This is a genomic window from Robiginitalea marina (assembly GCF_024006985.1).
Taxonomy (GTDB): Bacteria; Bacteroidota; Bacteroidia; order Flavobacteriales; family Flavobacteriaceae; genus Robiginitalea; species Robiginitalea marina.
In genome coordinates this window covers 150978-165203 of record NZ_JAMXIB010000005.1, presented here as the reverse complement: position 1 = coordinate 165203, position 14226 = coordinate 150978, and the positions used below count along the sequence as shown (strand labels likewise).

Genomic DNA, 14226 nt, shown 5'->3' with positions numbered 1-14226 from the left:
TTAAACGGTTTCTGCTTTGAGTTGTTCAGCTTTGTCATCCGTAGCCTGCGGGTATACCGTGGCTGTTTTGAATCGCTTCAGCCGCTTCTTTACGTTGGCCCGGATCACATAATGGTCGATGGTCGGGGCAAATACGTTCATCAGCAGGATGGCCAGGAACACCCCTTCCGGGTAGGCGGGGTTGAAGACCCGGATCATCACGGAAAGGAACCCGATTAAAAACCCGTAAATCCATTTCCCGCGGTGGGTCTGGGATCCCGTGACCGGGTCGGTGGCCATATAAACGATCCCGAAGGCAAGACCGCCGGCAATCAGGTGCTTCCAGTATTCAAAACTCATAAGGCCGTAAAAGCGGCTGCTTTCGCCCACCCAGCCCAGGTCGACCACCCAGTTAAAGATCAACCCCATGGCCAGGGACCCGAGGACTGCGCTGACCATGATGCGCCAGCTGGCGATTTTGCTGAAGATCATAAACAAGCCGCCCAGGAGGATCAGGAAGGCTGAGGTCTCTCCCACCGAACCGGGTATAAAGCCAAAAAACATGTCGGCGGTGCTGTACTCAAAGGTATTGTTCTGTGCGAGGTAGCCCAACACGGTTTCCCCGGAGATGGCATCAGGGGTCCCGGCCCGGTCCACGGCCCCGTGGACCCAAACCTTGTCACCGCTCATCCAGGTCGGATAGGCGAAAAACAGGAATGCCCGGATCGTCAGGGCGGGGTTGAGGATGTTCATCCCCGTGCCACCAAACACTTCCTTTCCGATAACCACACCGAACACCACGGCCACCACCAGCATCCACAGGGGAGTATCCACAGGGATGATCAGGGGGACGAGCATCCCAGTCACCAGGTATCCTTCCTCCACTTCATGGCCCTTGATAATGGCAAAAATGAATTCCACCCCAAGGCCCACGGCGTAGGAGATGATCACCAGGGGCATAACCTGGACAAAGCCGAGCCAGAAGTTCTCCCAGGTGAGGAAGTTCCCAAAAAGGTCAAGGGTACGGGGAGCGCCGCTGGCGGCATCGATAGCAGCAAAGTGCTGGTAGCCCGTGTTGAAAAAAGAAAACAGCAATACCGGCAACAGCGCCAGGATTACCATGTTCATGGTCCGTTTCAGGTCATCCGCAGCCCGGACATGGCTTCCGCTGTGGGTGGTCTCGTCCGGGGTGTACAGGAAGGTATGGAAGGCGCCAAAGGCCGGCGCAATCTTTTTGCCCTTTAACCGGTGCTTGATTTCGTGCAGGCGCTTTTTCAGGGTGAGTTTATTCTCGCTCATAGCTTATCCTATTTCTTTTTGAAGCAAATCCAGTCCTTCACGGATAATCTGCTGGTGTGGTTGCTTGGAAATACAAATGAATTCTGTAAGGGAAAAATCCTCCGGGGCCACCTCGTAAAGGCCCAGTTGTTCCATTTCATCGAGGTCCTTATACATACAGGCTTTCAGCAGCTGCATGGGGTAGATATCCAGGGGGAAGACCTCCTCATAAAGCCCTGTGACCACAAAGGCCCGGTGCTCTCCGTTGGTATTGGTGTCCAAATCGTACTTCTTCTTCGGGTTGAGCCACGAAAACGTAAGGGAACGGGTCGAGGAGATTTTGTTAAATACCGGCCTGGTCCAGCCGAAGAGCTCATAATCATCTCCTTCGGGGATGACCGAAACGGTGGTGTTATAAAACCCGAGGTGCCCGTCAGGGGACGTTTTGCTACCGGTTAGCACATCGCCGTTGATCACGCGGATATTCTTCTGTTCCACCCCGCTGGCATAGAGAAAGGTGGAGATCTCTGCCCCGATCCGGGTAAGGTAGTACTTCGGGGATTTCACACAGGAACCCGCCAGGGCCACCACCCGCTCCGGGTTGAATTTCCCAGTCAGCAGGGTTTCGCCGAGGATCACAAGGTCCTGGGGGGACAGGGTCCACACGCGCTCCCCTTTGCTGATCGGGTCTACCCGGTTGATCAGGGTGCCCACCAGGCCAGCCGGGTGCGGGCCGCTCACCTGGTGGCGGGTAATGCCTTCCAGGCCCGAAAAGGGTGAATTTTCCCCTTTTCCCACCCCAACATGGATGGGGCCGGGAGTCAGTTTGGAGAGGGCGTCGATGGCAGCCTGCAGCTGTTTTTCCTTTCCCTTAAGGGTGTAGTTGATATCGGCCGCCAGGGGGGCGGTGCTATAGGCCGAAATGAAAATGGCCTTGGGGACGTCGTCGGGATTGGCGATTACGTCGTAAGGGCGTTGTTTGATAAACGGCCAGCACCCCGACTCCAACAGGAAGGCCCGCACCCGGGCTGCATCAGCCTTTTTGAGGTCCGGGGGCTGGTGCTCAAGGGTTTTCTGTTCTTTGTCGGCCAGGATCTTTATGCTTAGGATTTTCCTGCGGGCACCCCTCTGGATTTCCACCAGCTCCCCGCTGGCGGGGGAGACGAACTTCATCTCGGGATAATTCTTGTTGCAGAAAAGGGGTTCCCCGACTTTCACCTCAGCGCCTTCCCTGACGATCATTTTGGGGACCAGGCCGTGGAAATCACTCAGATTAATCGCGTAAACATTACTCGAAACGGCCCTGGAAGTGGTGGGTTCTGCAGCTCCGACAAGGTTGATATTCAATCCTTTTTTGATCCGGATGTCAGTGGACATAATAGGGTAGACCTTAGGTTAAAAATACGGCCAAAAATAGCACTTAAAAGAAAGTTTTCATAATTATTAACCCTTTTTTTGGACGGTACATCGATGGGAATTCCGGGGGGTCGGTTTTTGTTTACCTTTGCATCCGATAACCGGAGGAGAATGCGTCTGAAACTTAAACAACTGCCTGTATTCCTTTGGGTGCTTGGCACCATGGCCCAGGTTCAGTATGAAGTCGCCCCCCCGGAATACATCCGCAGCGTGATCTTTCGCGGCCCCACGGAAGACCAGTTTCCCCTGGTCCGCCTCGGGGAATCCATGACCCTCGAATTCGACGACCTCTCCGCCAGCGAACAGGATTACTACTACCGCATCGTGCATTGCGACTATACCTGGGAACCTTCCCAATTACTCAAGTCCCAGTACCTGAGCGGCATGGACAACCAGCGCATCATTTTTTACGAGAACAGTTACACCACCCTCCAGCCGTACTCCAATTACCAGCTCACCCTGCCCAATGCGCAGGTAGGGCTGCGGGTAAGCGGAAACTATATGCTGGAAATCTATACGGCCGGAAACGAATTGCTGTTTTCGCGCAGGTTCGTGGTGTACCAGGACCTGGTGCAGGTGGCTGCCACGGTACGCCGCTCCCGCGACTTTGAATTCCTGGAGCAAAAGCAATCGGTACAGTTCAGCATCCGCCCTTCCGGGATCCAGCTGATCAACCCCAAACAGGAGGTCAAGGTGGCCCTGCTTCAAAACCACCACTGGCCCACCGCCCTGTACAACATCCCCCCTCAGTTCACCCTGGGCACCGAACTGGTATACCGTTATGACCAGGAAACCGCCTTTTTCGGGGGCAACGAATTCCTGAACTTCGACACCAGCGACCTGAGGGCGCCCACGGCAGCCATCTCCCGGATCGAATTCGGCGACCTGTACCACCACTACCTCTTCCCCAACCGCTACCGGGACAGGGAAGCCTACACCTACTTCCCCGACATCAACGGGGATTTTGTCATCCGCACCCTGCAGGGCCGGGAAGAATCCCGGGAAGCGGAGTATACCTGGGTGCATTTCAGCCTTCCCTACACCGAGCGACTGGGGCTCGACAGGGTATATGTTTTTGGCAAATTCAACAACTACGAACTGGAGGACCAGAACCGCATGGCCTTTAACCGGGAAACCGGCAACATGGAAGCGCGCATCCTTTTGAAGCAGGGATTCTACAATTTCAAATACGCCGTGGAACAGGAAGACGGCACGGTGGAACTGAACACGGTTTGCGGCAACTTCCACTTTACGGAAAACAACTATACCATTCTGGTATATTATCGGGATTTTGGCGACCTTTACGACAAGGTCATCGGCATTGGCAGCGTAAATTCAAGGAATATCAGCAATTAGGTCATTCCCCGGGGCATGGAACAAACACCGGTCAAACACGGCGGCAGGTACCAGGTAAAGTACAGGGGGAACGAATGCCTGAACTGCGGGCATCCCCTGGAACTCAGCGACCGGTACTGCCCGAACTGCTCCCAGGCCAACAGCACAAAACACCTTACCATAAGGGACTACTTCGAGGAGTACTTTTCTGACCTGGTTAACCTCGATACCCGGCTGATGCGCACCCTGCGCGTTATGCTTTGGCAACCCGGAAAAATCACCCTGGACTTTATCGCCGGGAAAAGGCTTTCGTACGCCAACCCCTTCCGGTTGCTGCTCAGCCTGGCCATCGTATATTTCCTGATGTTGAACTTTACCAAGGATTTCGACCGGCTTGACCGTTATGGCAGCAGCCCTTCTGAACGGATCAACCTGATTCCGGACCTCAACCTGGATCCTGACGACCCGCAGCAGCAGGAAGCCATTGCCCAACTCGACAGCCTCCCCAAAGGCGTACTGGACAGCCTGGGGGTAAAGCTTCCCGACAGCCTCGGCCTTAAGGGCCAGGAGGGCCTTGGGTTCAAGGAAACGATCAAGGAGACCAAAAGACAGAAGGATTCCACCATCCTTTCAAATCCGTTGGCCTACCTCGAAAACATTAAAGAAACAGGGCGGCTGAACCGCATGCTGAAAAAAGCTGATTTCTTCCTGACCTTAATCGACAAAGACAGCGTGTACACCTATGAGGATGCCGTTGAAAAACACGGGCTTCCTTACCGGCAGGAAGACCGGTTTTCGTTTGGGTTCGCCGACAGCATCGACCACCTGAACCGGCAGCCGGGGAGCTTTGTAAGCCAGTTGATCTCCACGATCCCATTCGCCATTTTCCTCTTCCTGCCGCTGTTCACGATCTTCCTGCGGTTGGTCTACATCAGGAAAACCTACACCTACACCGATAATCTGATCTTTTCCTTTCACAGTCAGTCGCTCTTCTTTATCTTGCTGATCATTAGCTTTTTGGTGGACGCGGCATTTGGGGTAACCTCCATTGGCTGGTTCCTCCTGGTTTTTTTGGTCTACCTCTACCTTTCCATGAGGCGCTTTTATGGGCAGGGATGGCTGAAAACCACGATTAAGTATCTGTTTCTGAACACTATTTTTGTAATTTTAGCGAGTGTGGCGGCCGCTATTTTTCTGATCGGCAACGCCCTTACCTACTAGGGAATGAAAATGATAACGCAAGTCACCAAAGGGATCAAGGTCTCGGTTAAGACCAGTTTTGAAGGCACCTTCTTCAAGAACTACAAGATGCACTTCGCCTTCGGGTACACGATTACGATCGAAAACCAGAGTAAGGATTCGGTGCAGCTCACCTCCCGCCACTGGGACATCTACGACGCCCTGAACGACATGGAGGTCCTCGATGGGGAAGGCGTGATAGGCAAGAAACCCGTCATCCGCCCGGGGGAATCGCATACCTACAGTTCCGGATGCCTGCTGGCTTCGCCCATCGGGGCCATGAAAGGGTACTATAACATGGTGAATTTTTCGTCTACCGAAAAATTCAGGGTCTACGTCCCCACTTTCCGCCTGAATGCGCCCTTTGCCCTGAACTGAGGGCACTCCCTGCAAACGCTTCCATTTTTTTAAGGCAGGGGCATTTCGTACCTTTGGCAGAACATTCGTAACGCCATAAATCTTCGTCATGGGTAAAGGATTTTTTCAAGTCCCCCCGGCCGTAAATGAGCCGGTAAAAAGCTATGCCCCGGGTTCCCCGGAGCGCGATGCTGTGTTAAAGCAATACCGGGCCTACTACCAGGGGTCCGAAGACATTCCGATGGTGATCGGCGGGAAAGAAGTTCGCACCGGGAATACCCGGCGCATCGCCCCTCCCCACGACCACCGGCATCAGGTAGGCCAGTACCACCTGGCTACCCAAAAAGAGGTGGACCTGGCCATCAGCACTGCCCTGGAAGCCCGTAAGGCCTGGGCAGCCCTGGCGTGGGAGCAACGCGCTGCCGTGTTCCTGAAGGCAGCCGACCTGCTTGCCGGGCCCTACCGGTCCAAAATCAATGCGGCCACCATGATGGCCCAGTCCAAGACCATCCACCAGGCCGAGATTGATGCGGCCTGTGAGCTGATCGATTTCCTCCGTTTCAATGTGGAATTCATGGCGCGCATCTACCAGGAGCAACCCGAATCTTCGGAAGGCATCTGGAACCGGGTGGAGTACCGCCCCCTGGAGGGGTTTGTCTACGCCATAACCCCCTTCAATTTTACCGCCATTGCGGGCAATTTACCCGCTTCGGCAGCCATGATGGGCAATGTGGTGGTCTGGAAACCCAGTGACCACCAGATTTTCTCAGCCAGGGTGATCCTCGACGTTTTCCGCGAAGCAGGGGTGCCCGGGGGCGTCATCAACGCCATTTACGGCGACCCGGTGATGATCACCGAGACCCTGTTGTCGCATCCTGACTTCTCGGGCATCCATTTCACCGGCTCCACCGATGTGTTCAAAGGGTTATGGAAACAGATCGGGGAAAACATCGGGCGCTACAAAACCTATCCCCGCATCGTGGGCGAAACCGGGGGAAAAGATTTTATCATCGCCCACCCCACCGCCAGGCCCAGGCAGGTAGCCACCGCCATCACCCGCGGGGCTTTTGAACTGCAGGGGCAAAAATGCAGTGCGGCCTCACGGGTCTACCTCCCGAAATCCACGGCCGATGAAATCCTTAGTCTCGTAAAGGAAGACCTGGCCTCGTTCAACAAGCCCGGGTCGCCTGAAGACATGGGTAATTTTGTTACCGCCGTGATCCACGAAGGGGCTTTTGACAAGCTGGCCGGGTACATCGACCGGGCCCGGGAAGCCAGAGATGCCGAAATTATCGCAGGGGGCGGGTATGACAAGTCGAAGGGGTATTTCATCGAACCCACAGTGATCCTTACCACCAACCCGAAATACACCACCATGGAGGTGGAGCTCTTTGGCCCCGTGGTGACGGTTTACATCTATGAGGACGCCGAATGGACCAATACCCTCCGGCTGGTGGACGAAACCTCTGAATACGCCCTTACCGGGGCCGTAATGGCCACTGATCGCTATGCCCTGGAAGAGGCCACAAGGGCCCTGGAAAACTGTGCCGGGAATTTCTATATCAACGACAAGCCCACCGGGGCCGTAGTGGGCCAGCAACCCTTCGGAGGCGCCAGGGCATCGGGCACCAACGACAAGGCAGGCTCTGCCCAGAACCTCATGCGGTGGGTTTCACCCCGGTTGATCAAGGAGACCTTTGTCCCGCCGGAAGACTACCGCTACCCCTTCCTTGGATAGTAGTTAAAAGGCCCCGCGTGCGGGGCTTTTTTTACGGGCGTTTCCGATGGGGGTCAGGCAGGTAGACGACCTTTTTCGTCTCAAAAAAAGGTTCTGAAAAGTACTGGTCCAATGGGTAGACCCGGGCTTCCGGGAAGTCGGCCAACTCTTCCGACAGATCGCCCCCCTTCAGGTAAAAGATCCCGTTGGGGACGCTGCCTTTGGATTGCGCCTTCAGGCGGCCCCGGGTCCAGTGGACAAAAGTGGGCATGGCTGCCACGGCACGGCTGACGATAAAATCGAATTGCCGGTCCATCTCCTCCACCCGGGTTTGCCGGGCCAGGGCATTTTCCAGCCCCAGGCCCTGGATGACCTCTTCCACCACCCTGATCTTCTTGCCGATGGAATCGACCAGGGTGAACTGGACGTCGGGAAACAGGATGGCCAGGGGGATCCCCGGAAAGCCGCCCCCGGTACCCACGTCGAGTACCTCAGCCCCGGCCCCAAAGGTGTAGACCCGCGCTATCCCCAGTGAATGCAGCACATGCCGCAGGTAGAGGTCTTCAATATCCTTTCGGGAAACCACGTTGACTTTGGTGTTCCAATCGTGGTAAAGCGCCCCAAGGGCAAGGAAGCGCTGTCGCTGGCGGTCGGATAAATTGGGAAAATATTGGAATACTGTTTCGGCCTGCATGCGTATCTTTGTACTTTGCCCGCAAAAATAGTACTTTTAAAACGCAGGCATTCAACCCGGAACCCGGTGTTCCATTAGTTTTATCAAGTTATTTTTCTATGCAACAACAAGCTATTCGATTTTCCAGGACGGAATCCGTTCACTTCTTCAGGACCCTCAACAAACGCGTCAACGATTATTTCAAGGAGAACGGGATCAAAAAAACCGGAAACTGGAAACTATACCTGAAATCAGCCCTGATGTTTTCCATGTTTTTTGCCCCCTATTTCCTGATCCTGACCATGGGTCTTCCGAACTGGGCAAACCTGCTGCTGACCATGCTCATGGGCGTGGGGATGGCCGGGGTGGGCATGAACGTCATGCACGACGGGAACCACGGGACCTTTTCTTCCAAAAAATGGGTCAACAAACTCATGGGAGGAAGCATTTACATCCTGGCCGGAAACGTCTATAACTGGCAGGTACAGCACAACGTGCTGCACCATACCTACACAAACATACAGGACCACGACGAGGACCTTGAAGCGGGCCGCATCCTGAGGTTTTCACCCCATGCGAAATGGCACCGCTTCCATCGCTTCCAGCACTATTACTCCATCTTCCTCTACGGGTTGCTGACCTTCAACTGGGCCATCACCACAGACTTCGCCCAAATGTACCGGTATACGAAGCGCAAGCTCTCCTATGGAAAATTCCCCAACCCGGTGATCAACTGGAGTGTACTGGTAATCACCAAACTGATCTATGCCACGGTGTGGATCGTGGTACCCATGCTCGTCCTCGACATCGCCTGGTGGAAGGTCCTTCTGGGCTTCTTTGTGATGCACTACGTGGCCGGGGTAATCCTGAGCGTGGTATTCCAGCTGGCCCACGTGGTGGACCATGCGGAAATGCCCCTTCCCCAGGAAGACGGCACTATGGAAGACAGCTGGGCGATACACCAGCTGCGCACCACGGTGAATTTCGGGACCCGAAACCGGATCGTCAACTGGTTCACCGGGGGGCTCAACCACCAGGTAGAGCATCACATCTTCCCGAACATCAGCCACATCCATTACACAAAAATTGCCAAAATTGTGAAACAGACGGCCCGGGAATTCAATTTGCCCTACAACGAGTATAAAACTACCCGAAAAGCCATAATTTCGCATTTCCGTCACCTGAAGGAGCTGGGGAAAAAACCTGCCCTGCAGGTCCAGTAACCCGTTTTTCACATGAAGGAATATTTGTCTGACCGGATCAACAGCATGGCCACTTCGGCTACCCTGGCCATGGCGGCCAAGGCCCGGGAATTGAGGAATGAAGGCAGGGACATCATCGGCCTGAGCCTGGGGGAGCCCGATTTCAACGTCCCCGATTTTATCAAGGTGGCCGCCAAGCAGGCCATCGACGACAACTACAGCAGCTACTCCCCAGTAGACGGCTATGGCGACCTGAAGGAAGCGATCTCCCGAAAGTTCCGGCGCGATAACGGGTTGGAGTACTCCCCCGAACAGGTCGTGGTCTCCACAGGGGCCAAACAATCATTGGCCAATGTGGCCATGGTATTGCTCAACCCCGGGGATGAGGTCATCCTTCCCGCCCCTTACTGGGTGAGTTACCGCGATATCGTGAAACTGGCCGAAGGGGTTCCGGTGGAGGTCCCCACCGGCATCGAATCGGATTTCAAAATGACCCCCGCCCAGCTACGGGCGGCCATCACCCCAAAAACCAAGATGCTGTGGTACAGTTCCCCCTGCAACCCGAGCGGGTCGGTTTACAGCCAGCAGGAACTCGAGGGGCTGGCAGCAGTCCTGAGGGAACACCCGGGGATCTTCGTGGTCTCCGATGAAATCTACGAACACATCAATTTCCGCAGCCGCCATGCCAGCATCGCTTCCATACCGGGCATGTACGACCGGACCATCACCGTCAACGGGGTTTCCAAGGCCTTTGCCATGACAGGGTGGCGGATTGGGTATATCGGGGCTCCGGCATGGATTGCCAAAGCCTGCACCAAGTTCCAGGGACAAATTACCAGCGGGGCCAACGCGATCGCCCAGCGGGCGACCATTGCCGCCCTGGACGCCCCGGTGGAGAACATCCGCTACATGATTGACGAATTCCATAAAAGGAGGGACCTCATCCTGCAACTGCTCGGCGAGGTGGAAGGGTTCCGGGTAAATGTGCCCGAAGGGGCCTTCTATGTATTTCCCGACGTTTCCTATTTCTTCGGGAAGGAATTGAGGGGAAAGACGATCGGAAACGCCTCTGACTTTGCCCTGTACCTGCTCGAAGAAGCCGGGGTGGCGACAGTGACCGGGGAGGCTTTCGGCAGCCCCGACTGTATCCGCCTGTCGTATGCGGCCTCAGAATCGGAGATCCGCGAGGCGATCCGCCGCATCAGGGAAGTCCTCTGATCCCCCGGGGAAATCCCGTCCATCTCAGGTACGCTTCCAGAAATACGGGGTCAGTAAAATGAGGACCGTAAAAAGCTCCAGCCTTCCGGCCAGCATCAGGAAGGCACACCACCACTTCCCTATAGCCGGCAGGCTGTTGAAATTGCTCAACGGGCTCAGGGTGCCGAAGGCAGGGCCCACATTGCCGAGTGAAGAAGCTGCCCCGCCTATGGCCGAGACAAAATCGAGCCCCAGCAGCCCCAGGACCAGTGCCCCGATGATAAAAAGGAGCATGTAGAGGACGAAGAAGGCGATGATGTTATACACGATGTGCTCGGTAACCGTTTTGCGGTTGTACCTCACCGGGATGATGGCACTGGGGTGGAGGGTCCGCTTGAACTCCAGCAGGCCGTTTTTGATGATCAGGATATGCCGCATTACCTTGATGCCCCCTGCTGTGGAACCGGCTGAACCCCCGGCAAACATGAGGCCAAAGAAGAAAATGGTCAGGAAGGGGGTCCAGGCCGTAAAATCGGCGGTGACAAACCCGGTGGTGGTCACCACGGCCAGCACCTGGAACAGGGCATGCCTGAAAGCGCTCTCGGCCGGACCGAGTACCATGGGATGGTAATCCGAAACCGGCACATCTGCCCTGAAATAGACCACCACGGCTACCAAAACCGCGAAAATGGCCAAAAACGCGGCATAGAATTTGAACTCCTCGTCCATGAGCACCTTTTGGACCTTCCCCTTAAACGCGAAATAGCTCAGCACGAAATTGGCCCCGGCCAGGAACATAAACAGCATGATGATGTACTGGATCAGGGGCTGGTCATTCCAGTACGCGATACTGGCATTTTTGGTGGAAAAGCCCCCGGTCGACAACGTGGCAAGGGCATGGTTAAGGGCATCGAAAAACGACATGCCGGCCAGCTTCAGCAGGAGGGTTTCCGCGGCGGTATAGCCCACATAGATGAACCACAGCCGCTTGGCCGTATCCGTAATCCGCGGGTGGAGCTTGTCCCCTGCAGGGCCCGGGGCTTCAGCTGCAAAGAGCTGCATGCCGCCAATCCCGAGTAAAGGCAGGATGGCGATGGCCAGCACAATGATCCCCATCCCCCCAATCCAGTGGGTCATGCTCCTCCAGAACAGGATGCCTTCCGGAAGGCTTTCGATATCGTCCAGGATAGAGGCCCCCGTGGTGGTGTACCCCGACATGGTCTCGAAAAAGGCATTGGTCAGCCCCGGGATGGCCCCGGTGAGGATATAGGGCAATACGCCCGAGGCCGACATGACGATCCAGCCGCAGGTTACAATGATATACCCTTCCTTTCGCTTGACCTCCTTTTTGTGGCCCCGGGTAAGGAGCATCGCTGCAAACCCCACGAAAAGGGTGAGAAGGGCCGCCATCCCAATCCCGTAGGTTGCCCCGTCGGAATAGAGCCCGCTAACCAGGGTGGCCAGCAGCATGAACCCGCCATTGAAGAGCAGGAGCAGGCCCATGAGGTGGATGATTATTCTGGAATTCAGCGCCATCTTACAAAAAAAGCTTTTCTACCCGTTTTATGGCGCTGGGCAGGCAGCAAACCACCACGCGGTCCCCTTCGAGGATCGTAAAATCGCCCAGGGCGATGATCCCCTTGTTCTCGCGGATCACCCCGCCGATGATGGCTTCCCTCGGAAAATTCAGCTCCCGGATCAGTTCCCCATTGACCTCGGAGGTGGGCTTTACCACAAATTCCAGGATTTCCGCATTCAGGTTGTTCAGGCGGGTGAGGGCCACCACCTCCCCCCTGCGGATGTACCGGAAGATGTTGTTGGCCGCCAGCAGCTTTTTGTTGATCAGGGTATCGACCCCTATAGACTGTGAAATCTGGAAATAGTCCATGTTTTCCACCAGGGCGATCGTCTTTTTCACATGCCTGGATTTGGCCACCAGGCACGACATGATGTTGGTCTCTGAATTCCCGGTCACGGCGATAAAGGCGTCCATGGATTCCAGGCTTTCCTCTTCAAGGACTTCGACATTGCGGCAATCGCCGTTGATCACCAGGGCATTGGGCAGCATTTCGGCGATTTCGAACGCCTTGTTCTTATCCTTCTCGATGATCTTAACGTTAAACCGCAACTCACAGAGATCCCTGGCCGCTTTGGTACCCACCTTGCTCCCGCCCAGGATCATCACGTTGCGGATCTGCTCCTTCTTCTTCCCGGTTAGCTTATAAAGTTCTTCCATCCCCTCCGCGTCGGTGATGAAGTAAACCTGGTCTTCCTCTTTGAACGGGGTATCGCCCCGGGGGATAATGGTATACTGGGTGCCCCTGCGCTGCATGGCCACGGGCATGAAGTGCAGCCCCGGAAAAACCTCGGCGGCTTCCCGCACCAGTTTCCCCACAAACGGAGCACCCTTGGGCAGGGATACCCCTACCATGATCAGGCGCCCGCCTTCGAACTCATAGGTGTCGTTGAAAGCCGATTGCCCCAGCAGCAGCTTGATTTCCGTGGCGGCCAGTTCTTCCGGAGAGATCAGTTCGTCAATCCCCAGCTCATGGAACTTGATCACGTCGCGGTGCTCCACGAATTCGGTGTTCGAAATCCGCGCTATGGTCCGTTTGGACCCCAGCTGTTTGGCCAGCAGGCAAAGGGTGATGTTGGTGGTTTCAGACGAGGTAACCCCGATAACCAGGTCGGAGTTGGCCACCCGTGCATCCTTTAACAGGGAAATGCTGGTAGCATCGCCCCGAAGTACCCGGATGTCGAGGTGGCTTTCGGCATAGGCCAGGCTCTCTTTATTGGTATCGATCAGGGTAATGTCCTGGGATTCGTAGGACAGCAGTTTGGCCAGGTGAAACCCCACCTCCCCTGCCCCGGCAATGATGATTTTCATGCAGTATCTTATTGATTCGGGGCAACGAAGGCGGTGGCATTTCGCGGTTTCCCGCAGACTTTCCCCGGTTGCGGCCCATTACAGAAAGGGCGGCGCGACAAAATTACGGAAATTTATGCTTCCCTATGTCCGCACCGGCCAAATAGCGCCACCCCTGCCGACAACCGGTTTCCTTTGGCCGGGAAAGTGCTATCTTTGCGCCCTAATCCAGCATCCCATGGACAGGGAGGTCCTTCCTTACAAAGATTCGAAGTTGAACAAAAAAGCCCAGGTACGGCAGATGTTCGACTCCATTTCCGGACGTTACGACGGGTTGAACCGGGTGATCACCCTGGGGGCCGACCTGCGGTGGCGCAAACGGCTGATCCGCATGGTGGCGGAACGCCGGCCCGAATCCATCCTGGATATCGCGACCGGTACCGGAGACCTTGCCCTGGCCTTTGCCCGTACCCCTGCGCAGCGGATTGTAGGCCTGGACCTTTCCCCGGGTATGCTGGAAGTGGGCCGGCGCAAGGTGGCCCAACAGGGATGGGAGCAAAAAATCGAAATGGTGGAAGGCGACAGCGAGGCGCTGCAATTCCCCGACAGTAGTTTCGACGCCGTTACCGTGGCTTTTGGGGTGAGGAACTTCGAGCACCTCGAGCAGGGGCTTTCGGAAATTTACCGGGTGCTCAAACCCGGGGGGATCCTGGCGATCCTCGAAACCTCCGTCCCGGGGAAACAGCCCTTCAAATGGGGGTACCACCTTTATGGGAAATACCTCCTCCCGGTACTCGGGAAGGTGTTTTCAAAAGAGGCGTCGGCCTATGCCTACCTTTCCGAATCGGCAGCCGCCTTTCCCTATGGCGAACGCTTCAACAATATTTTGGGCAAAATCGGGTTTATAGGTATGGATCACAAACCCCAGACATTCGGGGTGGCCACTATTTATACCGCCACAAAATAG

At 55.5% G+C, this 14226-nt stretch carries 12 protein-coding genes; 7 read left to right on the top strand and 5 right to left on the bottom strand.

The features are described from left to right. Together NG653_RS08060 and NG653_RS08055 are read right to left on the bottom strand one after the other, a co-directional pair. Positions 1-1278 (bottom strand): NADH:ubiquinone reductase (Na(+)-transporting) subunit B, encoded by a 1278-nt coding sequence (locus NG653_RS08060; protein ID WP_252741183.1) that lies wholly within the window; start codon positions 1276-1278, stop codon positions 1-3. 3 nt (positions 1279-1281) lie between these two features. Further along, positions 1282-2634: a Na(+)-translocating NADH-quinone reductase subunit A gene (locus tag NG653_RS08055; RefSeq protein ID WP_252741182.1), complete on the bottom strand. Its 1353-nt coding sequence runs from the start codon at positions 2632-2634 to the stop codon at positions 1282-1284. A gap of 150 nt (positions 2635-2784) precedes the next feature. On the opposite strand from NG653_RS08055, the gene NG653_RS08050 reads away from it, so the two are divergent. The 4 genes from NG653_RS08050 to pruA all read left to right on the top strand — a co-directional run bounded on the left by NG653_RS08050 (position 2785) and on the right by pruA (position 7342). After that, positions 2785-4029 (top strand): type IX secretion system plug protein, encoded by a 1245-nt coding sequence (locus NG653_RS08050; RefSeq protein ID WP_252741181.1) that lies wholly within the window; start codon positions 2785-2787, stop codon positions 4027-4029. A 15-nt stretch (positions 4030-4044) separates the two neighbouring features. Next, on the top strand, positions 4045-5229 hold the full coding sequence (locus tag NG653_RS08045; protein WP_252741180.1) for a DUF3667 domain-containing protein: 1185 nt from the start codon (positions 4045-4047) through the stop codon (positions 5227-5229). A 9-nt stretch (positions 5230-5238) separates the two neighbouring features. Beyond that, positions 5239-5625, top strand: coding sequence for a Co2+/Mg2+ efflux facilitator ApaG/CorD (gene apaG / locus NG653_RS08040; protein WP_252741290.1), 387 nt, complete (start codon positions 5239-5241; stop codon positions 5623-5625). A gap of 88 nt (positions 5626-5713) precedes the next feature. Continuing rightward, positions 5714-7342 (top strand): L-glutamate gamma-semialdehyde dehydrogenase, encoded by a 1629-nt coding sequence (gene pruA, locus NG653_RS08035; protein ID WP_252741179.1) that lies wholly within the window; start codon positions 5714-5716, stop codon positions 7340-7342. A 31-nt stretch (positions 7343-7373) separates the two neighbouring features. Here the strand turns inward: pruA and rsmG are convergent, their stop codons facing one another. Further along, positions 7374-8015: a 16S rRNA (guanine(527)-N(7))-methyltransferase RsmG gene (rsmG, locus tag NG653_RS08030; protein WP_252741178.1), complete on the bottom strand. Its 642-nt coding sequence runs from the start codon at positions 8013-8015 to the stop codon at positions 7374-7376. Positions 8016-8113: 98 nt separating this feature from the next. Between rsmG and NG653_RS08025 the strand changes: the two genes are divergently transcribed. After that, positions 8114-9217: a fatty acid desaturase family protein gene (locus NG653_RS08025; RefSeq protein ID WP_252741177.1), complete on the top strand. Its 1104-nt coding sequence runs from the start codon at positions 8114-8116 to the stop codon at positions 9215-9217. Between the two features lie 12 nt (positions 9218-9229). Further along, positions 9230-10414 carry a pyridoxal phosphate-dependent aminotransferase gene (locus NG653_RS08020; RefSeq protein ID WP_252741176.1) on the top strand — a complete coding sequence of 395 codons (1185 nt, stop codon included), beginning with the start codon at positions 9230-9232 and terminating at the stop codon, positions 10412-10414. A gap of 24 nt (positions 10415-10438) precedes the next feature. Here the strand turns inward: NG653_RS08020 and NG653_RS08015 are convergent, their stop codons facing one another. Continuing rightward, a complete protein-coding gene (locus tag NG653_RS08015) occupies positions 10439-11929 on the bottom strand; it encodes a TrkH family potassium uptake protein (RefSeq protein ID WP_252741175.1) in 1491 nt (496 codons plus the stop codon). A gap of 1 nt (position 11930) precedes the next feature. Continuing rightward, a complete protein-coding gene (trkA, locus tag NG653_RS08010; RefSeq protein ID WP_252741174.1) occupies positions 11931-13280 on the bottom strand; it encodes a Trk system potassium transporter TrkA in 1350 nt (449 codons plus the stop codon). Between the two features lie 217 nt (positions 13281-13497). Here trkA and ubiE point away from each other — a divergent pair, with 217 nt between their 5' ends. After that, the gene (gene ubiE / locus NG653_RS08005; protein ID WP_252741173.1) at positions 13498-14226 is read left to right on the top strand and encodes a bifunctional demethylmenaquinone methyltransferase/2-methoxy-6-polyprenyl-1,4-benzoquinol methylase UbiE; all 729 of its coding nucleotides are present in this window, start codon (positions 13498-13500) and stop codon (positions 14224-14226) included.